The organism is Streptomyces griseus subsp. griseus, assembly GCF_003610995.1.
Lineage (GTDB): Bacteria > Actinomycetota > Actinomycetes > Streptomycetales > Streptomycetaceae > Streptomyces.
The window spans coordinates 822,837-842,563 of the sequence record NZ_CP032543.1; the positions used below are offsets into that span (position 1 = coordinate 822,837).

Genomic DNA, 19,727 nt, shown 5'->3' on the forward strand with positions numbered 1-19,727 from the left:
CTAGTCGGGCGGTGTCTCGGCGGCGAGCTGGTTGTTGCGGTCGATCTCCGGCATATGTGTCTCGGCCCAGACCCGCAAGGCGGAGAGCGGTACTTCGAGGGAGAGGCCGAGCCCGGTGAGCCTGTAGTGGACGGCGGGCGGCACGGTGTGTTCCACGCGGCGCCCGGCCAGGCCGTCGCGGACCAGGCTCTGGAGAGTGACGGACAGCATCTTCTGTGAGATGCCCGGGATGCGGCGCCGCAGTTCCGCGAAACGAACCTCGTCCGGCGCCTCCTCGGCCAGCACCTTGACCACCATCGATGTCCACTTGGTGCCGATCCGGCCGAGCAACTGGCGGGTCGGGCAGCGCGGATCCAGCAGATCACCACGCTCACCGGGCCGCCCGCCGGGTTCGCCGGACCTCGATGCGGTCACCCGGAGCTCACCACCTGAAAGGAAAGTGCCGTCTTGGGCTGACCAGGATAGTTCCCTAGCGTGACCTGGTCACCCTTTCTCACCGCATACCTGGAGCCCCCATGCCCGAACTGCGACGCGTCCTCGCCAACGGTGTCGAACTGAATGTCGCCCTCGCCGGGTCGGGCCCGGCAGTCCTGCTGCTGCACGGCTTCCCCCACACCTGGGAGCTCTGGACGGACGTCATGGCCGACCTGTCCGGCCACTACCGGGTCATAGCGCCGGATCTGCGCGGGTTCGGCGCCAGCAGTCGGCCCGCCACCGGGTACGAAGCGGGCACCCTGGCCGAGGACATCGCAGCGCTTCTCACCACGCTCGGCGAGTCCTCGGCAGCGGTGGTGGCCATCGACGCGGGCACCGCCCCGGCCTTCCTCCTCGCCCTGCGCCGCCCCGGTCTCGTCCGGCGCCTGGTCGCCATGGAGTCCGTTCTGGGCAGGCTGCCCGGCGCCGAAGACTTCCTCGCCGACGGGCCGCCGTGGTGGTTCGGCTTCCATTCCGCGGAGCCCGGCCTCGCCGAGACCGTTCTGGAGGGCCGCGAGGCCGCCTACATCGACTGGTTCCTGCGCGCCGGCACGCTCGGCGACGGGGTACGCCCCGCTCTCCGGGACGCCTTCGTCCGCGCCTACACCGGCCGCCAAGCGTTGAGCGGCGCGTTCTCGTACTACCGGGCCCTGCCCGAGAGTGCGGTACAGATCGAGCAGGCGGTCGCCACCGCCCGCCTCACGGTGCCCACGATGGCGCTGGGCGCCCGGCCTGTCGGTGCCGCGCTGGAACGCCAACTCCGTCCGGTCACCGACGATCTCACCGGACACGTCATCGATGACTGCGGCCACATCATCCCGCTGCACCGGCCGCGCGCCCTGCTCACGCTGCTGCATCCCTTTCTGGCCGGTGAGGACACGAAAGCAGCGTGACCGGAGTGGGGACAGACATGCGATACACGCTTTGAAGAGCGTCTCAATTCGTCCGGGGTGTTTCGTCAGTCGCCCAAGGTCAGCGGATTGAGGTCACGCCGGGAGGCGTGTGAGGAACCGCTTGTGGAGTGCGATGTGTTCGGCCCCCAACTGCTGAGCGACCCGCATGGCCCTTGCTGACCGATCTCTCCAGAGCTTCGGATCAGAAGGTAGCGGCCGCGGTGTGGGCATCACGGCCGCACCACAAGCGCACCAGATCGAGCAGGGAACAGCGGGGTACCACGGTGTGAACCGTTCCGCGTTCGACGAGGCCGGCCCTGTCTTGACCGTTCGTTCAGGTCAATAGCCACATCAGCCTCAGCTGATCGCAGCTTCCCAAGCTGATGGTTCACCTTTGGACCCGTAACGATCAGGCATCGGGTCTGCCCATATCCGTCGGCATCTCCGGGGCCGACCTGCACGACAGCCAGGCCCAGATCCCGCTGGTGGGGGTATCCCGCCGATCCGCTCACGCCGTGGACGCCGACGGCGCAAGCCTGGAAAACTCCACGCCGACAAGGGGTACGGCTACGCCCACCTGCGGCAGTGGTTACGCGAACGCGGCATCACCCACCGCATCGCCCGCAAGGAGCCGAATCCTCGCAACGACTGGTCCGCCACCGCTGGACCGTCGAACGCTCCATGGCCTGGCTCGCCGGTTGCCGCCGCCTCCACCGACGCTGCGAACGCAGAGCCGACCGCTTTCTCGCCTTCACCGGCATCGCCCGCGCTCTCATCCGCTACCGCGGACTCGCCGAATGAGATGGCCTCTTAACGTTCGGCCTGGATCGCGTTCTGGATCAGGCACCTCGCCAGCGCCTTGCCGTGGCCGAGAGGGTCCGGCGTCCGTCCTCGCTGGAGGCCGGCCATGGCTCCGTCGTACGCGAGCAGTACGTTGCCCGCCAGGGCGGCGGGGTCCTCGGTGGTGACGGTCTCCGCCAGCTGGTTCAGCCGTGTGACGAGGAGCGTGGACTCCTCCTCGATCACGGCGCGAGCGGGGTGGTCGAGGTCGGGCAGTTCCGTGCTGGTCGCGAGGAAGGCGCACCCGCGGCCCGGGGTGTACAGATCCCGGTAGGCGGCGACGGCATCGAACAAGGCCAGGAGCTTCTCGGCGGGTGTGGGCGCGGCGTCCACGGCTTCCTGCCATACCTGTTCCCAGCGGTCCAGACGCCGTTGCAGCGCGGCTGCGACCAGGCCGTCCTTTCCCCCGAAGTGCGCGTAGAGCGTGGCGGGGGCGACGTGGGCGTGGTGCAGCACCTGATCGACGCTGGTGCGGGCGATGCCGTCCCGGGAGAAGAGCTCGTCGGCTGCGTCCAGCAATCGGTCCCTGGCGGACGGTCTGGCCATGGCCGCGGCGGTGTCCTGGTCCATGCCCTCCAGCATAACGAGCGTTACAGTGAAACGGTCGTTTCAGTGAGACCGGGAGGGGCGGGTGCCTCTCGCCTCAGACCGGAGGTGCGCACATGAACAACCTGACCGGCGAGGGACCTGCCCGTACCCGAGCGTTCCTCGGTGCGGGCCTGGTCCTCGTCAGTTGCCTGAGCGTGCAAGCCTCGGCAGCACTCGCCTCGACACTCTTCGATCGGCTGGGCGCTCCCGCCGTCGCCGGACTGCGGCAGCTCTGCGCTGCTCTCGTCCTGATGGTGCTGGTGCGTCCGAGGGTCCGTGGCCACACGCGGCAGGACTGGGCCGGCATGGTCGTCTACGGCGCTTCGATGGCCGTCATGAACGTGGCCTACTACTCCACGGTGGGCCGCCTCCCACTCGGCGTGGCGGCGACACTGCTGTTCCTCGGACCGTTCGTCGTGGCGGTCGCCTCGGCGCGCGCTTGGCGCGAAGCGCTTCTGCCTGCCGTCGGTCTGGTGGGCGTGGTCCTGGTCACGGAGCCCGGCGGGACAGTCGCGTGGGCAGGAATCGCCTTCGGGCTGCTCTCCGCGCTGGCCCTTGCCTGCTACACCCTCTTCGCGCAGCGCGTGGGCAGGGCGTCCTCCGGATTGGAGGGACTGACCGTGGCGGTCTGTATATCAGCGATCCTGCTCCTCCCCTTCTCCCTTCCCGCCGTCCCAAGCGTCAACGGATCCGACTGGGGCCTGGTCGCCGTCTCCGGCGTCGTGGGGGTGGCGCTCGCTTTCACCCTGGATTTCCAGGCCGTGAAGATGGCCGGTGCCAAAGTGGTCGCGACGCTGTTCTCCCTCGACCCGGTGATGGGCGCACTCATCGGTGCCCTCGCCCTCGCCGAGAGTCTCTCCGCACCGGTGCTCGCCGGCATGGGACTGATCGTGTCAGCCGGTGCCATAGCGACCTGGCGTGCTGGAAGCCTCCCAGCTCCGCCGGTGCCAACCAGCACAAACCGCCCGTAACTCGGAACGAAAAGGATCATCGGACGCACCCCACCAGCAGTCGCTCCTTCTGCCGGTAGGACCCACGAACCGCCATGCGGGACACGGCTCAAGAGGCCGGAGGTGATCGCCGGCTCAGGAAGCTCGCGCTGGTCGCGGCGTTCTCTTCCGGGCGGATCATCGCCGCAAGGCCAGGCGTGAGCGGTCGACGATAGCGGGGCAGGCGCAGCCGAAACCGACCTTGTCGCGGAACGCGCCGATGAGGGCGCCCTGGCCGTCGACCACGACCACCTCCGCACCCCACCCTCGGTCGAGGAGGTCAAGGAAGGCCGCATCCAGACCGTCCTGTCCGGCCGCTCCCTCATCGCCCTGCTCATCGAGCTGTGGGACACCCACCACGCCGCCGGAGGCGGACTGGGACCTGGCTATGACCGCCTACAACCGCATCGCCGCCGAGCTCACCGGTGTCGACGGCGAGGGCCAGACCATCCGCATCGTCCTGGACGACGGGCTCCCCCACAGCGACAACGACTGAGACCACCACATGCACGTGGCGTTTCAGAAGGCGGGGGCGAAGCTCCGGCCGAGGTCCGGCACGCGATGGTGTGCGGGGAACGCTGCTGTACGTCTCATGGGCCGGAGCGTACGCCCGGCGAACCCTTGCGAACAGACCCCGGACCACGGCTCGAAGACCTCATCGAAACGACTTAGTGCTCCATTTGCAGATCGTGATCAGGCGTCGTGAGACGCTGCCCTTCATGATCGCCAAGCTGCAGTGTGTGGTGTTGGACTGTGCCGATGTCGTTGAGCTGTCCCGCTTCTACCAGTCGCTTCTCGGCGGTGTGGTGAACCAGCCGGATCCGCGGTGGTCGCTCGGCGAGAGCTGGGCGACGCTTCACACGGACGGTGGGCTCGTGCTGGCCTTCCAGCGGGTGGAGAACCACCAACCACCGCGGTGGCCGGATCCCGCTCGACCTCAGCAGTTCCACCTTGACCTGGGAGCCAAGGACCTGGACCGAGCTCAGGAAGACGTCCTCAATCGGGGCGCCTCACTGCTCGATGAGGGGGACGGGAAAAGGAGTTGGCGCATCTTTGCGGATCCGGCAGGTCACCCGTTCTGTCTCGTCCGGGACTGACAGGAGACACCGCAGGGGTGCGGCCACCGTCTCATGGTGAGTTGTGTGGACTGACGATGAGACGGTGGCTGCAGGCCACGGCATAGATCCCGCCCGGTGGCGGGAGGCGTTCGCGGTGGCCATGAGCCGGATCGCGGGCCGGTTCAGCCGCTACGAACCCCGGCTGCGGGCCGGGCGGTTGGTGCTCGCACTGCTGTCGAACCCGCCGCGCAGAACGATGACCGCAGCACGCATGGCGGCCGCCGTGCTGGCCACATGGGCCACCCTGCTCTTGCTTCTACTCGCGCCGTCGCCCCTGCCGGAGCACTGGCGCTACTACATCTACTCTCCAGCGAGCGTGGGCCTGTAGCTGCTGACCATGCTCGTCGCCCCTGTCGTGGTCTGCATCGGGAAATGGCCATGGATCAAGTCGGGCGGCAGGTGAACCTCTCCTTGCATACGAGCCCGCGCACTACCCCGTAACGCCTGGTCATCAATTACGGGACGGCCCTTCGGGGTATTGCCCCGAAATGCCGGCGTGAAGCCGGTCGCAGACAGGCGAGTGTGATCAGGGCTCTGTGGTGGTGGGGCCCGTCTGTCATAGGGGGTGGCCACGGCTCAGTTCTGCTTGTGCTTGTGCTTGTGCTTGTGCTTGTGCTTGTGCTTGTGCTGAAGCAGCGTTCGACCGTCTGCCATGGTGCCGGTCCTGGATCAAGCGGCGTGCAGACGTCGCCGCTCTCTGCGCCAGGCGCCAGGGGAGACACCTTCACGGCGGGTGAAGACGCGGCTGAGGGCGGTGCCGGTCTCGTAGCCCACCCGCACGGCGATCTCCTGGACGCTCAACGGGGTATCGCGCAGCAGGGTCTTGGCCCGGTAGAGACGCCATGAGGTGAGGTAGCTCAGCGGCGTCTCCCCGGCCTTGGCATGGAATGCGGCGGCGAAGGCGGAGCGGGACATACCGGCGATACGGGCGAGTTCGGCGACGGTCCACGTATGCGTGAGGTCGGCGTGCATGGCATTCATGGCGGCCGAGAGCTGAGGGTCACGGAGCGCGGCGAGCCAGCTGACGCTGCCGCTGTCGATGGAGGCGCAGCAGGCTCGCATCGCCTGCACGAAGAGCACATCGGCGAGTCGGCTGGCGATCAGGGCGGAACTGCCGCCGCCCTCGGATGCTTCGGCGTCGAGGAGGTCGAAGGTGGCACGAAGTGACCGGCCGGCGGCGTTGCCGAGATCGATGCGCAGCAAGGGCGGCAAAGCGTCGAAGAGCGGTCCCGCGGCGGCGATGTCGAAGGAGAACCGGCCGGAGAGGATCACCGTCCGCTCACCCTCGCCGCTGTGCTCGGCGATGTGGGTCTCAGACAGCGAGTCGCAGTCTACGAGGGCGCGGCCCGGCGCGTCCTGGAGTGTGAACTCGACGTTGCTCTGAACCAGGTAGCAGTCACCGGCGACGAGCAGTTGCGGCTCGTCGAACGCCTTCGTACCGAGCCAGCATGAGCCCTCCGCGACCAGCAGCAGCCGGGCGTAGCCGGGCGACCGCACGGAGATGCCCCACGGTGCGCCGACACTGAGCCGGGCGTACCGGGACGGTCTGATGCTCATGGTGCTGAGCACGGTGTCGACGAGATCCATGACGCCTCGCCCCTGGACGATCAGTTGCAAAATTTGGACTCCAGGATACTGGTCGTCCAGCGCGAGCAGCCTAGCGTCGAGACCATGCAGTCATACCGATTGAACACCGACCGCGCCCTCGAATGGGTTGAGGGACCCACCCCCGCACCCGGACGCGGGCAAGTCCTGGTCCGCGTCAAGGCCACCTCCCTGAACAGCCGTGACATGGTGATCGCCAACGGGCTGTATCCGTTCCCGCCATTGCCGAACCTGATCCAGCTCTCCGATGCCGCCGGCGTGATCGAGGCGGTGGGGCCGGAGACCACCCGGTTCCAGGTCGGCGACCGTGTGGTCAACTCGTTCAACCCGACATGGTTCGGCGGCCCGGTGCGGAAGGTGGGCCGAATGTACGGCACCGACATCGACGGCTGGCTCAGCGACTACGCCGTCGTCGACGAGCATGCCCTGGTGTCGATGCCCGGGCACCTCAGCTTCGAGGAGGCCGCGACGCTGCCGTGCGCGGCGTTGACCGCTTGGTCCGCCGTGGCCGGCGTCGGGCCTGGCGACACCGTGCTGGTGCAGGGCAGCGGCGGTGTGTCGCTGTTCGCGTTGCAGTTCGCCCTCGCTGCCGGCGCTCGAACCATCGCCACAACCTCCAGTGAGGCCAAGGCCGAGCGACTGCTCGAACTCGGCGCCTCCGACGCCGTCAACTACGCCGAGACCCCTGACTGAGGCTCCGTAGTCCGCACGCTCACCGATGACCGTGGCGTCGACCTCGTCGTCGAAGTCGGCGGTGCCGCCACCATCCCCCAGTCCGTCGAGGCCCTCGCTCTGCACGGCACCATCTCCCTGGTCGGCCACCTCGGCGGCGCCGGACAGGGCATGGACCTGATGCCCCTTTCCCTCCGCTTCGCCACACTCCGCGCGATCGGCGTCGGAAGCCGTAGCGACCTGGAAGAGATGAACCGCGTCCTATCCCAACACCGCATCCGCCCCGTGATCGATCGAGTCTTCCCCTTCTCCGACACCCCACAGGCATTCGGCCATTTCGCGCACGGCCCACGTTTCGGCAAAGTCGTGATCAGCCACTAACGGCGCCAGGTCGGGAACCGGCCGTCGGTGCAGAAGGCCGGGGGCGTCAAGTACCTGACCGACCAACGGGTTGACCGCCCCGGCAGCAACCGCAACGCGCCCCCGCTCCCGAGTCCGGTCGCCGGTTCGATCGTCACGCCCGCCCTGCCTCTGCGGCACTGCCGCGGTAAATCCGGCATTTGCTGAGGCAGTTACGTCCGGTGCGCCGGTCTCACGGGCTTCTGCTCGAGACCGGTTCGGCCGTGCGGTTCGGCGGGGAGAGGATGTCAGGGCCCGTTGCGGTGCCGCCTTGGTGGCGTGGTCACCCGTCGAGGAAGCGCAATAGCTCGGCGGTCACGAACCGAGGGTTCTCCTCGACGAGCCAGTGCCCGGCGTTCGGCACGTCCACCGCCCGCACGATGTTGGTCACGCGCGGGGCGACTGTGCCCTGGATCGCTTCGAGTTGCCCTTCGGCGGCCATGAGCAGGGTCGGGACACGCACGGGTGCTGCTGCCACGGTGTCGCGGACATCTTTGTCGAGGGCGCGGTAGAGCTCGAAGCCGCCCGCCAGGACCTTGGGCCGACTATAAGTTCGTGCGTACTCGTCGATCTCGGCGCCGGTGAACGGGGACCGGTCGGAGGTGCCGCCGAACGCCGTTCCGCCGAAGGAGACTTGGGGATAGAACAGTGCCAGGTACTCGCGGACATCATCATCCACGACCGCCTCGGGGACTCGTCGCTGGGAGTGAAAGGCGATGTGCCAGCTCAGTGAGCGGTAGGTACTTGCATCGATCGCGGGCCCGGGCAGCGGCAGGTCGAGGTAGCCGAGGCGGGTGGTGTCGTCGGGGAATTGGCTGGCGTACTGGAATGCCACTGCGGCACCGAGGTCGTGCCCGATGACACGGGCATCACGCACCCCGAGCTGGTCGGAGATCAGCTTGTGCACGTACCGGGCCAGCGTGGCTTTGTCGTAGCCGGTCGGTGAGCCGGTGCTGTCGCCCAGTCCGGGAAGGTCGACGGCGTAGACGGTGTGGTGCTCGGCGAGTTTCGGCATGATCTGCCACCAGCCGTACCAGGTCTGTGGCCAGCCGTGTATCAGCACGACCGGTGTGCCGCTGCCGCCCGTCACGTAGTGCATACGGACGCCGTCGACGTCGGCGAACTTGTGCTGGAAGGAGTCTTTGAACCGGGGATCGTCCTGGGTGGCGGCGGCGTAGGCGGGAACACCTCCACCGGCGGTCGGCGTGGAGGCGGGGGTGGAACAGGCTGTGGTGGCGATCGTGAGCAGGAGGGTGAGCATCACGGTTGCCGCCGTGTGCGCCGAACGGAGGGAGCGGCGTGGCAATGGTCGTGGTTCTGTGATCACGTGTTTCCGTCCTGGAGGGGGTGGGTCAGCGGCCGGTCATGCCGTCGGAGAGTTCGCGGAGGATGTCGGCGTGGCCCGCGTGCCGGCCGGTCTCCTCGATCGGGTGGGTGAGTGTCCAGCGGATGCGGGGAGCGGGGCGGTCCGGCCGGGGTCGGGGGACCGGAGCGCCGAGAACGGCACCCGTCGAGAACGTCGTTCGCGCGCCTGACCGCGTCTCGGTAGCGGGCGACGACATCGTCCACGCTGTCCGTCGGCGCGGCGCGGAACGTCGCCTGCCGGTCGGGGACGTCGTCCCCGAGGAACTTTGACCGCTCGACGTACGTCAGGTGGTCGGGCAGGTTCGTGCCCGACCTGCCCAACCACGGCTGTTCGCACCTGCGGCTCGGGGGCGCCGTCGCCTTCGTGGCGATCGAGGTTCGGAGGCAGTCGAGAAAGCCGGGCAAGACCTCGACCTCACTGCTTCCGGCCAGGGCGGCGGGGTGTCGCCACGGCCATCGCGGCGTGTGGTGCTGGGCAACAGTGGTCGCCTTCCTTATTGGGGGCCTGCCGCCGTGTCAGGCGGTGCGGCGGATGAGAAGGACGTGGTCGGTGACCTCGGCGGTGTGCCCGCCTGGTCCGGTCGCGGTCCGGGGGGTGCCGGCCCGCTCGACCGTCCATGTCCTCGGGGCCAGATCGATACCGGCGGCGACCTTCCGTGGGCTCGGGTGCCGGGTGTCAGCGCCCTGATTCCTCGACCACGGCGCGGCCGAGCCGTGGTCGACTGCCAGCAGCCGCCCGCCCGGGCCCAGTGCGTGCGCGGCCGAGTGCAGGACGGTTACCCGGCCCAGGGCACCGGGGGTGTGCAGGTAGTGGGCGGAGAACGGTCGAACCCGCCGGGCGGGAAAGACCTGTGCAGGTCGTGTCGCACGGTGGTGACGCGATCGCCCAGGCAGTGTGAGCGGGCGAGGGCGGCAGGCCGCTCGACCGCCACGGCCGAGATGTCGGCGGCGGTGACCTGCCACCCCTGGCCGGCGAGCCACAGCGCGTCGCCGCCGTAGCCGCATCCGACGTCCAACGCGTCACCGGGCGGCAGGCCCGTCACCGTCTCGGTGAGGCGAGCGTTCGGTTGTGGGTTGCAAGTTGCCGGTCCGGGCGCGTAGATGCCGTCCCCGAAGGCGACCGCACCGGTGGTGCTCATCGGAACTCCTTGTGTCAGAAGGCGCTCAGTCTTGCCGGGCGTACCAGAAACTGGCACGCAAACTTGCGGTAATGGCAAGATGGCCCCATGGATCCCAAGACGGATGAAGACGTGCTCGACGCGGTGGGGCCACGGCTGCGTGCGCTGCGTCGTGACCGCGGCATCACCCTCGCCGAGCTCTCGGCAACGACCGGCGTGTCGGAGAGCACCCTGTCCCGGCTGGAGGGCGGGCAGCGCCGGGCGAGCCTGGAACTGCTGCTGCCGCTGGCCCGTACCTACGACGTTCCGTTGGACGATCTCGTCGGTGCCCCGCGCACTGGCGACCCCCGGATCCACCTCAAGCCGATCAGGCGGTTCGGGATGACATTCGTGCCCCTGTCCCGGCGACCGGGCGGTGTGCACGCGTTCAAGATGATCATCCCCGCCCAGCCGGAACCACTCGAACCGACCCCGCAGACCCACGAAGGCTTTGAATGGCTCTACGTGCTCAGCGGACGCCTGCGGCTCGTGACCGGCGAGCGCGACCTGACACTGCCGCCCGGTGAAGCAGCCGAGTTCGACACGTCCCTGCCCCACTGGCTGGGCAGCGCCGACGGCGGCGTGGTTGAGCTTCTTATCCTGTTCGGCCTGCAAGGGATACGTGCGCACGTACGCACCGACCCTCACCGGTCGTCTCAGACCGGGAGCCGACGGTGAACTCAGCGAAAGATTCTGTATCCCCGTCAGCAGCGAGCCTCACCGCGCAAACGCAGCAGTCGACAATGTCGCACCCGCAGAGATCGACCAGGTCGAACGCCGGTGGACACGAACCGCGTCAGCGATCCCCCGCCAGTGACCAGGCCCGTACCCTGGGCCCTTCACCCGCTGCGGCCGTCCTGATTCTCCCTCTGAGCTAGGGCCTGACCGACTCACCGGCCCTGCAACTGGCCTGGATCGGCGAAAAGTTCGTGCAGTGGGCCAACCCCGCCACGCCGATCAGCCGCGAGAACGTCCTGATCACCGCCAGCCTCTACTGGTTCACCCGGGCCGGACCCGCAGCCGGCGACGTCTACTGAGAACTCACCCACGCCGACAACCCCGGCTGGGGCGATACCTCGGCCGTCCCCATGGCCTCCTCGCTGTTCTACAGCGACCCGCTGGTCCGCAAAGTCCTCGGCCCCACCGACGACAGCCCCGTCTTCTTCCGGGACCACACCGAAGGCGCACACTCCCCCGCCTCCTAGACACCCGACCTCTTCGTCGACGACATCCAAGCCTTCTTCCGCACCCTCCGCACCTGACGCAACGGCCGTCAGCCACAGCCAGGAGCCATCCACATCGCAGCTGAAGAGGAGTCCCGCTCGTCGGCGGTGAGTTCACCGTGCTCGAAGCGTCAGGCGCGGGAGCCGGTCATCGTCCGGGCCGGAGGGGCAACTCCGGTCCGGACAACTGCCTTGCCTAGAACTCGGGGGACGTCACTCCCCGGTTGTCCAGGGCGGCGTGCGCGTGATCGAAGAAGTCCTGGACGGTGAGCAGCTTCTCCTCATCCTCGTCGGACACACCGATGTCGAACTCCTCCTCGTAGGCCAGGCTGCACCGGCCCTGCCAGCTGTGCACAAGGGGAGCCCGTCGATCTGGACAGAGTCGTAAACGATCAACGATGGCGGAGGACACGTCACCCCGAATAATCCCTCTCCTGAACTGGGAAAACACGTCGAAACCCGTTGAGAACCCGTCGTCCGCTCAGGGAAAGCCCCTGGGGACCGCGCAGGATCGTGCACCCTCCCAGACGCCCCGGCACCGAGGCTGGCTCGCACACAGGGTGGCCTGGCCGCTCCCGGAAGTGCGCCACAGCGCGCTTCCGGGCTGACCTGTCCCTTTTCCGGACTTGGCCCCCGGCAACGGCCCTACGCGGTCCGGGCCGCCTTGGCGGGGAGCGCCTCAAGGGCCTGGTGGCCGTCAACGAAGCGTTCTCCGGGTTCGCGGAGCCGGCGTACGGCAGCGGCCTGGATCTCGGGGCGGGTGTGCTGCTGCGTGGTCCAGGTGGCGCGGTGAGTGGCGACGGCCTCTCTGCGGACCGCGGTCAGCCGGCAGCTCCGCTACGGACCGGACCCCCGGCCCGACAACGAGAGGCCCGAAAGACGCAGGGGCGCAGCAGGTGCCCATTCCGTGAAGGGGGATCGGGCGGGGCCCCCACCCACCACCGTTCGAAGGCACATACCGACGAGACCGCTTCCGGAGAGGTTCACGAAGATCACCACCAGCGAAACCACCGGATGCCCCGGAGAGGATCCGCCACCTTCTGCGCACCTGGCCGTCATCGGCCGACAGGCAGGAGAGCGAGCGCACGGAACGGGAAGAGGACTTCATCACCCGCCGCATCACCCGGGGTTGCCGGGGAACGTCGGAGAATGGGGCAGAGCGGAGGCCGACGGGCCGTGCGGGGTCAGTCCTCGCTCTGCTTCTTCCTGATGTGGTCGGCGGTGTACCGGGCGAGGTCGGTGACGTCCTCGGGCGTCTTCACTTGGGCCCCGACCGTGATGATCGTCGCCCCGACGCGCATGTCCACGTGGGAGGTGTAGTGCTTCCACGGGAACGGCGTCAGAACCGAGTGTGAGGCCGTGGTCTGATCCGCCCCGCTGCTGATCTCCAGGCCGATCCGCTGCTTGTGCGTGGACTCCATGCCCTTGAGGGCGGCTTCGGCGTTCCCTGGTGTGTCGAAGGCCCAGATACTGACGCCCGCCGTGCTGCCGCGACCGGACGCCTCAACGGCCTCCACCCCCTCCAGTCCTGTGCCCCCCGACGCCACGAAGCCGGGACACTTCGTGCCCGACCAGTTGCGGCAGTCGTTCTCCCCTGCGGCGAAGTCCTCCATCGCGGGCGCGTGGCGCAGCTTGTAGCCGTCCGGGAGCGTCTTCTCGGACAGCAATGCCTCCTCGACCCCCTTCTCCGTGAGCGGCTCGCTCTCGCTGCCGCATCCCGTCAGCCCGCACATCACAACGGCCGCGAGCGCCACAGCGCGTATGCCGTATTTCACCGTCATCCCCCGATCCTCCATGATCGCTACCGAGGACATTCAACGTGACGGCCGAGCAGATGGACAGGCGTTTCCGCTGCCGGGTCCGCGTGATCTGGAGTAAGTTCCAGCTAGCCTTCGGCGGGTTGTCGCCTGAACCCGCCGGACCCTCAAGGGCCGGTCTGGGTGCTCGTCCTCCCAGCGTACGACCGGTACCGAACGATCCTTCGGCCCGCCGCCCCGCCCCGGGTGACGGGCCGCGCGCCTCTGCCCCCCGTCCCGCCCAGACCCGCGACACCGCCCTTCCGGGCCGACAGAGGGCACTCCGGCAGGAGAGGGCGGACAGGTCAGTCGGCCAACGAGGCGATGGGCAACCATCCCTGCGCCCTGATGGCCATCTCCTTGCCACCCGCGTACCCGGGTGCGCATTATCCGCTCGCCTCGGGACGTTACTGGATTTCTCGTGCGACATCAGGTTCACGAAGGTGGTCGTCAACGGGGGGAGGAACATTGTCCTGGGGACCAAGGAGGTGAAAGCGTTCACCATCGCGGTGCCCCGGTTCTGGTTGTCGTAGGTGAAGACCGTCACCCGCCCCGGACTCATCGTTGCCGCCGGCCATGTCGGCCAAGCGCTGATCATGGCGCAACACGGCCAGGCAGCCCAGCCGCGGCCGAGTTCTACCGCAACCAGCTCTCGACCCCGACATGGGACCCGTGCACATGGCCCTTCTGCCGAGAAGACTGCAACCCACGCTGAGGAGTGGTTATGCCCTACTACCCCGACATGACCGCCTACGTGTACGACGCATCGGACCAGGAGATGCTCAACATCGGCTGGTTGGGACCCGATCGTGTTTACCGCACCGGGATCGTGGACGACCGTGTGATCGATGCGATGAAGGCGCTCAGCAGTGCCTACGACAACCAGACGCGCGGTGTTCACGACTGCGAGTTCTGCTCCACCGAGCGGCCCGTCATCCTTGGTGGTCCGGCCTTCGACACCCAGGTGTGGCTCGGCTCTGCTGAGATCCGCGCTCAGGACACCGACGGCACTGTCTACTCGGCCCCCAACCTCGTCATCCACTACATCACGGAGCACCGCTACTGCCCTCCCGCGGAGTTCTGCCGGGCGGTAGTCGGGACGGCTGGGATGGATGGCCCTGACGAGTTGGTCTTGGCTGACTAGCTCCAGGGGAAGACAATCCGCAGGTCGCGAGATCCAGGCGGAGACGCAGCGTCCGGCCACCTCAATCAGCGGCCGGACGCTGGCCTCATCGGCTGACATGCCGGCCTCTCGCCATGGCGGAACTTCTCTCCCCTGAGGACAGACTGACGCTGAGCGTCGAAGACGCTCCGGTGCTGACCCAGAACTTCTTGGAGCAGCAGGCCAGCCACGAAGGCATGGCCCTCGCGCGCGTCGAAGGGGAACGCGCCCGAGTGGGAGGCGACTTCTCTTTCGACTGCCAGTCAGCTGCCTATCCCCGTGCCGGAGACCTCCGGGGCATAGCTGTAGGTACGGGCTACCTGCGCGTTGACGGAAATACCGGAGAATGCCGATTACTGGGTGCAGCCGAGTCTGCAGAGCTCGACCTCTTCTGAACTGACCGGTCAAAACACCCGCGGAGCGTCGTCAGGCGACAAGCCCGTCGCCTGCGGCAATCATGTGCCGCAGGCAACGGATCGGTGGGCCTTTGGCCCAGCTCCCAATGTGATCCCGGGCGCGCGAGGGCGTGGTCATGCGAAGACTCGCGGGCGATCCCCTGCTCGGGAGACATCTGCTGGCCCCGCACCGTGAATCCCCCCTCTTCAGCGCGCGCCCCCTGCCGCTCGGCCTCGCCCGGGACGCCTTTGAGGCCCGCTGCGTCTGGTCGGGCTGACCGGCCGCGGCCTTATGGCCACATCCACTCACGTTATGGCCGATCGGCATGGGTCAGGACCGGTGGAACGCGCGCATACTTCCGACCGCGACAACTTGACAGGCCACCGACAACCGTTGATCCGGCCCGGGCCCGCCCGCCTCCCCGCAGGCACCGGCCCCCTGCAAGGACCAGCCCAGCGAAAGGACCAACTCATGCGCCACTCCAAGTGGTTCGCGGCAGCCGGCACCGCCGCGGCCATCACCATGATCATGGCCCCGGCGACGCACGCGGCGTCCGCGCCCTCACCGGCCGCACCGGCGCGCGCCGCGGCGGTGACCACTCTCTACTACGACGCCACCCGGGCGACCGGCTGGGAGGCGGCCATCACCGCCGGAGTCGCCGCGTGGAACGCGAACGTCGGCAATGTGAAGCTGGCGAAGGCCCAGCCCGGCACCCGCGCCGAGATCCAGATCATCGCCACCAACGGCTGGCCGCAGGCCACGCTCGGCCCGGTCCGTCCGGGCGGCCAGGCCCGGGTGGAGCTCGGCAGCCTCGCGGTCACCGAAGGGCACGACAAGACCCGCATCGCCGCCCACGAGATCGGCCACAACCTGGGCCTGCCGGACACCAAGCCCGGCCCCTGCTCCCAGCTGATGTCCGGCTCCAGCGCGGGCATCAGCTGCAAGAACTCCGTCCCCAACGCGACCGAGCGGTCCCGGGTCGAGTCCGCCTACGCCGGCCGCGCCGCCACACGCACCCCGGCCGACGGCCGCGTACTGGTCGACGCGCACTGACCCGGCGGGAGGGGCGGTCGCCCCGCCCCTCCCGCACCCGGGCGCAGGCTCCGCGCCCGTCCGCTGAACGCCCGGGCCCCCCTCTCCGTACCCATGGCCGAAGACACATTCATGGATACCGATGAAGGGAAATGCCACGATGAGCGCAGCCCAGGAGCGCCGGACCCTCCTCGAACGCCGCACCGTCGTCCTGGCGGTGGGGGCGGCCGGGGCGGCCGCCGCACTCACCGCGTGCGGGGGTTCGGACGCGTCGGGCGGCGCGGAGTCGGTCGAACAGCCGGGGAGCGGCGGTGGGGGCGGGGCCGTCCTGGCGAAGACGGCGGACATCCCCGAGGGCGGTGGAGTCGTCATCACCGCGCAGAAGGTCGTGGTGACCCAGCCGAGTGCCGGGGAGTTCAAGGCGTTCTCGGCCACGTGCACCCACCAGGGCTGTGCGGTCAAGGACGTGGTGGACAACGTCATCACCTGCCCCTGCCACAACTCCACGTTCGACGCGGCGACCGGCAGCCCCACCGGCGGGCCCGCCACCCAGGCGCTGCCCGTGCGGAAGATCACGGTGACGGGCGACTCGATCACCCTGGCGTAGCTCCGGGCCGCCTGCGGGGCGCCTTCCAGCGGCCCAGGATGTCGTCCGTGGTGGTGATGGTGGCGACCAGGGCGAGGGTGTTGCGGATCATGGCGGGGGTGTACTCGGCGGGCACCCCCGCGATCGCGTCGGACGGGACGACGGCGGTGTAGCCGAGGTTGACGGCGTCGAAGACGGCGTTGGGGATCGCGACGTTGGCCGAGACCCCGGTGACGACGAGCGTGCGGCAGCCGAGGTTACGCAGCAGGGCGTCCACATCGGTCCCGGCCAGCGGCGAGAGCCCGTGCAGCCGCCGTACGACGAGGTCCTCGTCCGCGACCTGGATCGGTGCCGCGACCCGTACGGCGGTGGTGCCGGCGTGCTGCTGGACGGGGAGCCGGGCGGCGGCGCGGAAGAGCCGGGCGTTGCGGTTGGCGCCGCGCCCGTCGGGGCGGCTCTCGGCGACGGCGTGGATGACCTGGACCCCGCCCTCGTGGGCGGCGGCGACCAGCCGGGCGATGTTGTCGAGGACGCCCGAGGAGCGGGCGGCCGCGGCGAGTTCGGGCAGGGCGCTCTCCGGCCCCACGACACCCTGCTGGCATTCGACGGTCAGCAGTACGGTGGTGTCGGGGGCCGACAGCGCGGCGAGCCGTTCCTGGGATTCCCTGGACGCCACGGCGCTCCCCTCCTTCTGGGCCTTCTCCGGTCCGGTGACCGCCGCGCGGCGAGCGGCATTGCGCCGCGCGGAAAGAGGCCCCATGCTTTCTGACAGTTCGTCAGATGACAAGGGGAGGAACCCTCATGACCGACACCCAGCGCCGCGGTCGCCGGATCATGATGACCCCCGAGGAGCGGGACGCCTACCTCGGCGAGCAGCGCACCTGCCGGGTCGCCACCCTCGCCGCCGACGGCCCGCCGCACATCGGCGCGCTCTGGTTCGTCTGGGACGGCTCCTCGCTCTGGCTGTACTCCATCACCCGCAGCCTGCGCTGGTCCCAACTGCGCAAGGACCCCAGGATCGCGGTCGTGGTCGACGACGGGGTGGAGTACGACGAGCTGCGCGGCGTGGAGCTGTCCGGCACGGCGGAGTTCGTCGGCGAGGCCCCGCGCACGGGCGAGCCGTGCCCCGGACTCGACGTACCGGAACGGCTGTTCCCCGCGAAATACTTCGGGATGGAGGAGATGCCCCACGACGGGCGGCACGCCTGGCTGCGGCTCACCCCGGACACCATCACCTCGTGGGACTTCCGCAAGCTGGCGGACCTGTCCCGTCAGCCCCCGGCGGAGGCTCCGGACCTGTCCCGGTAGTCCCCCGGCGGAGGCTCCGGGCCTGGCCCGGCGGTCACCCAGCAGCAGAGGCTCCGACCGCCACCCGTCTCCCCGCCGCCCGCAGCGCGTCGACCGCGGCCCGTACGGAGGGGCGGCGGTCGGCGTCCGTGCGCCAGACCGCGTGGATGTGGCGGCGCATGGTCTTCCGCACGGGCACCAGGGAGACCCCTTCGGGAACGGGACCACGCCCCAGCCTCGGCGCGACGCAGACGCCGAAACCGGCGGCGATCAGGGCGAGTTGCGTGTGGTGCTCCCCGGCCAGGTGGGAGATGCGTGGTTCGATGCCCCGGGAGCGCAGGGTGAACATGAGCCACTCGTAACAGAATTCACCTTCGGGCCAGGAGACCCACTCGTCCTGCGCGAAGTCCTCCAGCTCCACTTCGGCCCGGTCGGCCAGCGGATGTCCGGCCGGCATGGCGATGTCCGGTGCGTCGTCGAGGAGTTCTGCCTTGGTCAGGCCGCCGGGAACGGGCAGTCGTTTGTTGCTCCAGTCGAGCGCCACGGCCACGTCGACATCGCCCCGGAGCACCGCCTGGAGCCCCTGCTCCGGCTCCAACTCCGTCGTGCGCACCTTCAGTTCAGGGTGGTCCGTGCGCAGGGCGGTGAGGGTGGCGGGCAGCAGTCCGCGTGCGGCCGTGGGGAACGCGGAGAGCGTCACCTCGCCGACCACCTCGCCGCGCTGCGCCTCGATGTCGGCCTGGGCCAGCTCCACCTGCGACAGGATCCGCGCGGCGTGGTCCGCGAGCAGCAGGCCCGCGTCGGTGAGCCGGACACCGCGCCCGTTCCTGGCGAGCAGTCGCTGCCCGACCTCACGCTCCAGCTTGGCCATCTGCTGCGAGACCGCCGAGGTGGTGACATGCAGCCCCCCGGCGGCTCCGCTCACCGAGCCGTGCCGCGCGAGGGCGTCCAGGGTGCGTAGCCGCTCCAGATTCAGCATGTCCGCTCCCGGCTCAGCATGTCCGCTCCCCGTTCGACATGTAAGCGATGCTACGCGGACGAGCACAGAAACTCTCGCTTGTCCTAAGCAGTGCTGTTCGTCATCGTTGAGCCATGAGCGCCCCCTGCCAGCAGCCCGCCGTCCCTCCGGCCGCCTCCGTTCCTCCTCTCCCACCCGCCCCCGCCGCCCGGCACCCGGCCGTGGACTGGCGGATCCGGTTCGCCGCGCTCTCCCTCATCTGGGGGTTCAGCTTCCTGCTCATCAAGGTGGGCACCCAGGGGTTCGCACCGTTCCAGGTCACACTCGGACGGCTGCTGGCCGGGACCGCCGTCCTGGCCGTCGCGATGGCGGTGCGCCGCGAGCGGCTGCCGCGCTCGGCCCGGACCTGGGGGCACATCACCGTGGCGGCGTTCTTCCTCAACGCGCTGCCGTTCTCCCTCTTCTCCTACGCCGAGCTGACGATCCCGTCCACCCTCGCCGGGATCTGCAACGCGACCTCACCGCTGTGGGGCATGGCGCTCTCGGTGGTCGCGCTCTCCGAGGACCGCCCGACCCGCCGCCGCGTCGCGGGGCTGGGTGTCGGGTTCCTCGGGGTGCTGACGGTCCTGGGCGCCTGGCAGGGCTTCTCCGGCCTGGACCTGCCGGGTACGGGGATGGCGCTGCTGGCCTCGTTCAGTTACGCGGTCGGCTGGATCTACGTCCGCCGTACGCTGGCCGGGACCGGCTCCTCGACGCTGACGCTCACCGGCAGCCAGCTCTTCATCGGGACGCTGCAACTGGCCGTGGTGACGCCGGTGTTCACGTCAGCCCCGGACGCGTTTCCGCTGCTGCCCACGCTGTCGGTCCTGGCGCTCGGCGCGCTCGGTACGGGGCTGGCGGTGCTGCTCCAGTACGGGCTGGTCCAGGAGGTCGGCCCGACGACCGGGCAGATGGTCACGTACTTCATCCCGGTGATCGCCACGGCGGCCGGCGTCGCCCTGCTCGGCGAGCGGCTGAGCTGGAACACCCCGGTGGGCGCGGCGATCGTGCTGGCCGGAGCGGCCCTCACCCAGAGCCGCCCGCCGTCCTCCGCGCGGCCCCGTACACGGCCCCGTACGGAGGACGGCCGCACGAAGCGCCTCAGCCGTATGTGACCGTGCGTACGGCAGGCGGCCGGGCCTGGCGCG

At 69.1% G+C, this 19,727-nt stretch carries 21 protein-coding genes and 3 pseudogenes; 13 read left to right on the top strand and 11 right to left on the bottom strand.

All coding sequences use genetic code 11. From position 1 onward, the window contains the following. Nucleotides 1-414, bottom strand: coding sequence for a winged helix-turn-helix transcriptional regulator (locus D6270_RS03750; protein ID WP_109166736.1), 414 nt, complete (start codon nt 412-414; stop codon nt 1-3). 101 nt (nt 415-515) lie between these two features. On the opposite strand from D6270_RS03750, the gene D6270_RS03755 reads away from it, so the two are divergent. Beyond that, entirely contained in the window at nt 516-1,367 is an 852-nt protein-coding gene (locus tag D6270_RS03755; protein WP_109166735.1) for an alpha/beta fold hydrolase, read from the top strand. A 419-nt stretch (nt 1,368-1,786) separates the two neighbouring features. Continuing rightward, nucleotides 1,787-2,168: pseudogene (locus D6270_RS03760) on the top strand (transposase); the annotation flags it as partial. 9 nt (nt 2,169-2,177) lie between these two features. On the opposite strand, the gene D6270_RS03765 reads toward D6270_RS03760, so the two are convergent. Next, nucleotides 2,178-2,777 carry a TetR/AcrR family transcriptional regulator gene (locus D6270_RS03765; RefSeq protein WP_158650479.1) on the bottom strand — a complete coding sequence of 200 codons (600 nt, stop codon included), beginning with the start codon at nt 2,775-2,777 and terminating at the stop codon, nt 2,178-2,180. Nucleotides 2,778-2,869: 92 nt separating this feature from the next. On the opposite strand from D6270_RS03765, the gene D6270_RS03770 reads away from it, so the two are divergent. Next, nucleotides 2,870-3,766, top strand: coding sequence for an EamA family transporter (locus D6270_RS03770; RefSeq protein WP_225976767.1), 897 nt, complete (start codon nt 2,870-2,872; stop codon nt 3,764-3,766). A gap of 156 nt (nt 3,767-3,922) precedes the next feature. Here D6270_RS03770 and D6270_RS32765 read toward each other — a convergent pair whose 3' ends face one another. Beyond that, a complete protein-coding gene (locus tag D6270_RS32765; RefSeq protein ID WP_225976768.1) occupies nt 3,923-4,141 on the bottom strand; it encodes a hypothetical protein in 219 nt (72 codons plus the stop codon). A 362-nt stretch (nt 4,142-4,503) separates the two neighbouring features. On the opposite strand from D6270_RS32765, the gene D6270_RS03780 reads away from it, so the two are divergent. Together D6270_RS03780 and D6270_RS32770 are read left to right on the top strand one after the other, a co-directional pair. Next, nucleotides 4,504-4,881: a VOC family protein gene (locus tag D6270_RS03780; protein WP_109167597.1), complete on the top strand. Its 378-nt coding sequence runs from the start codon at nt 4,504-4,506 to the stop codon at nt 4,879-4,881. Nucleotides 4,882-4,945: 64 nt separating this feature from the next. Continuing rightward, nucleotides 4,946-5,230 carry a hypothetical protein gene (locus tag D6270_RS32770; protein ID WP_225976769.1) on the top strand — a complete coding sequence of 95 codons (285 nt, stop codon included), beginning with the start codon at nt 4,946-4,948 and terminating at the stop codon, nt 5,228-5,230. 341 nt (nt 5,231-5,571) lie between these two features. Here the strand turns inward: D6270_RS32770 and D6270_RS03795 are convergent, their stop codons facing one another. After that, nucleotides 5,572-6,489, bottom strand: a complete 918-nt coding sequence (locus D6270_RS03795) for an AraC family transcriptional regulator (protein WP_109166733.1) — start codon at nt 6,487-6,489, stop codon at nt 5,572-5,574. A gap of 84 nt (nt 6,490-6,573) precedes the next feature. Between D6270_RS03795 and D6270_RS03800 the strand changes: the two are divergent. Continuing rightward, nucleotides 6,574-7,560, top strand: a pseudogene (locus D6270_RS03800) (zinc-dependent alcohol dehydrogenase family protein). Between the two features lie 301 nt (nt 7,561-7,861). Here D6270_RS03800 and D6270_RS03805 read toward each other — a convergent pair. The 3 genes and pseudogenes from D6270_RS03805 to D6270_RS03815 all read right to left on the bottom strand — a co-directional run bounded on the left by D6270_RS03805 (nt 7,862) and on the right by D6270_RS03815 (nt 10,082). Then, the gene (locus D6270_RS03805; RefSeq protein ID WP_109166732.1) at nt 7,862-8,839 is read right to left on the bottom strand and encodes an alpha/beta fold hydrolase; all 978 of its coding nucleotides are present in this window, start codon (nt 8,837-8,839) and stop codon (nt 7,862-7,864) included. A gap of 91 nt (nt 8,840-8,930) precedes the next feature. Continuing rightward, entirely contained in the window at nt 8,931-9,140 is a 210-nt protein-coding gene (locus D6270_RS33905; protein WP_382775222.1) for a mycothiol transferase, read from the bottom strand. Between the two features lie 319 nt (nt 9,141-9,459). Further along, nucleotides 9,460-10,082 (bottom strand): annotated as a pseudogene (locus D6270_RS03815) (class I SAM-dependent methyltransferase). An 87-nt stretch (nt 10,083-10,169) separates the two neighbouring features. Here D6270_RS03815 and D6270_RS03820 point away from each other — a divergent pair. Next, entirely contained in the window at nt 10,170-10,778 is a 609-nt protein-coding gene (locus D6270_RS03820; protein ID WP_109166731.1) for a helix-turn-helix domain-containing protein, read from the top strand. A 741-nt stretch (nt 10,779-11,519) separates the two neighbouring features. On the opposite strand, the gene D6270_RS32445 is transcribed toward D6270_RS03820, so the two are convergent. Together D6270_RS32445 and D6270_RS03830 are read right to left on the bottom strand one after the other, a co-directional pair. Beyond that, nucleotides 11,520-11,678 (bottom strand): acyl carrier protein, encoded by a 159-nt coding sequence (locus D6270_RS32445; RefSeq protein WP_158650480.1) that lies wholly within the window; start codon nt 11,676-11,678, stop codon nt 11,520-11,522. Between the two features lie 829 nt (nt 11,679-12,507). Then, a complete protein-coding gene (locus D6270_RS03830; RefSeq protein ID WP_158650481.1) occupies nt 12,508-13,104 on the bottom strand; it encodes a hypothetical protein in 597 nt (198 codons plus the stop codon). A 739-nt stretch (nt 13,105-13,843) separates the two neighbouring features. On the opposite strand from D6270_RS03830, the gene D6270_RS03840 reads away from it, so the two are divergent. From D6270_RS03840 to D6270_RS03860, 4 genes are all read left to right on the top strand, one after another. After that, on the top strand, nt 13,844-14,263 hold the full coding sequence (locus D6270_RS03840) for a DUF7919 family protein (RefSeq protein ID WP_109166729.1): 420 nt from the start codon (nt 13,844-13,846) through the stop codon (nt 14,261-14,263). A gap of 113 nt (nt 14,264-14,376) precedes the next feature. After that, entirely contained in the window at nt 14,377-14,676 is a 300-nt protein-coding gene (locus D6270_RS03845; protein WP_109166728.1) for a hypothetical protein, read from the top strand. 472 nt (nt 14,677-15,148) lie between these two features. After that, nucleotides 15,149-15,730, top strand: coding sequence for a snapalysin family zinc-dependent metalloprotease (locus D6270_RS03855; RefSeq protein ID WP_109166727.1), 582 nt, complete (start codon nt 15,149-15,151; stop codon nt 15,728-15,730). Between the two features lie 139 nt (nt 15,731-15,869). After that, entirely contained in the window at nt 15,870-16,316 is a 447-nt protein-coding gene (locus D6270_RS03860) for a Rieske (2Fe-2S) protein (protein WP_109166726.1), read from the top strand. Here D6270_RS03860 and D6270_RS03865 read toward each other — a convergent pair. Continuing rightward, a complete protein-coding gene (locus D6270_RS03865; protein ID WP_109166725.1) occupies nt 16,303-16,971 on the bottom strand; it encodes a cysteine hydrolase family protein in 669 nt (222 codons plus the stop codon). The two genes, D6270_RS03860 and D6270_RS03865, sit on opposite strands and share 14 nt — an antisense overlap. A 125-nt stretch (nt 16,972-17,096) precedes the next feature. Between D6270_RS03865 and D6270_RS03870 the strand changes: the two genes are divergently transcribed. After that, nucleotides 17,097-17,603 carry a pyridoxamine 5'-phosphate oxidase family protein gene (locus tag D6270_RS03870; protein ID WP_109166724.1) on the top strand — a complete coding sequence of 169 codons (507 nt, stop codon included), beginning with the start codon at nt 17,097-17,099 and terminating at the stop codon, nt 17,601-17,603. Between the two features lie 34 nt (nt 17,604-17,637). Here the strand turns inward: D6270_RS03870 and D6270_RS03875 are convergent, their stop codons facing one another. Further along, nucleotides 17,638-18,561, bottom strand: coding sequence for a LysR family transcriptional regulator (locus tag D6270_RS03875; RefSeq protein WP_109166723.1), 924 nt, complete (start codon nt 18,559-18,561; stop codon nt 17,638-17,640). 113 nt (nt 18,562-18,674) lie between these two features. On the opposite strand from D6270_RS03875, the gene D6270_RS03880 reads away from it, so the two are divergent. Beyond that, nucleotides 18,675-19,694 (top strand): DMT family transporter, encoded by a 1,020-nt coding sequence (locus D6270_RS03880; protein ID WP_109166722.1) that lies wholly within the window; start codon nt 18,675-18,677, stop codon nt 19,692-19,694. The last annotated feature ends 33 nt before the right edge of the window (nt 19,695-19,727 follow it).

What these genes read in the sequence shown, in the direction of transcription:
- D6270_RS03845 (WP_109166728.1), top strand. Translation starts at nt 14,377, where the DNA reads ATGGCGGAACTTCTCTCCCCTGAGGACAGACTGACGCTGAGCGTCGAA.
- D6270_RS03875 (WP_109166723.1), bottom strand. Translation starts at nt 18,561, where the DNA reads ATGCTGAATCTGGAGCGGCTACGCACCCTGGACGCCCTCGCGCGGCAC.
- D6270_RS03880 (WP_109166722.1), top strand. Translation starts at nt 18,675, where the DNA reads ATGAGCGCCCCCTGCCAGCAGCCCGCCGTCCCTCCGGCCGCCTCCGTT.
- D6270_RS03840 (WP_109166729.1), top strand. Translation starts at nt 13,844, where the DNA reads ATGCCCTACTACCCCGACATGACCGCCTACGTGTACGACGCATCGGAC.
- D6270_RS03855 (WP_109166727.1), top strand. Translation starts at nt 15,149, where the DNA reads ATGCGCCACTCCAAGTGGTTCGCGGCAGCCGGCACCGCCGCGGCCATC.
- D6270_RS03805 (WP_109166732.1), bottom strand. Translation starts at nt 8,839, where the DNA reads ATGCTCACCCTCCTGCTCACGATCGCCACCACAGCCTGTTCCACCCCC.
- D6270_RS03870 (WP_109166724.1), top strand. Translation starts at nt 17,097, where the DNA reads ATGACCGACACCCAGCGCCGCGGTCGCCGGATCATGATGACCCCCGAG.
- D6270_RS03765 (WP_158650479.1), bottom strand. Translation starts at nt 2,777, where the DNA reads ATGGACCAGGACACCGCCGCGGCCATGGCCAGACCGTCCGCCAGGGAC.
- D6270_RS33905 (WP_382775222.1), bottom strand. Translation starts at nt 9,140, where the DNA reads ATGTCGTCGCCCGCTACCGAGACGCGGTCAGGCGCGCGAACGACGTTC.
- D6270_RS03830 (WP_158650481.1), bottom strand. Translation starts at nt 13,104, where the DNA reads ATGACGGTGAAATACGGCATACGCGCTGTGGCGCTCGCGGCCGTTGTG.
- D6270_RS03860 (WP_109166726.1), top strand. Translation starts at nt 15,870, where the DNA reads ATGAGCGCAGCCCAGGAGCGCCGGACCCTCCTCGAACGCCGCACCGTC.
- D6270_RS03780 (WP_109167597.1), top strand. Translation starts at nt 4,504, where the DNA reads ATGATCGCCAAGCTGCAGTGTGTGGTGTTGGACTGTGCCGATGTCGTT.
- D6270_RS03770 (WP_225976767.1), top strand. Translation starts at nt 2,870, where the DNA reads ATGAACAACCTGACCGGCGAGGGACCTGCCCGTACCCGAGCGTTCCTC.
- D6270_RS03795 (WP_109166733.1), bottom strand. Translation starts at nt 6,489, where the DNA reads ATGGATCTCGTCGACACCGTGCTCAGCACCATGAGCATCAGACCGTCC.
- D6270_RS03820 (WP_109166731.1), top strand. Translation starts at nt 10,170, where the DNA reads ATGGATCCCAAGACGGATGAAGACGTGCTCGACGCGGTGGGGCCACGG.
- D6270_RS03755 (WP_109166735.1), top strand. Translation starts at nt 516, where the DNA reads ATGCCCGAACTGCGACGCGTCCTCGCCAACGGTGTCGAACTGAATGTC.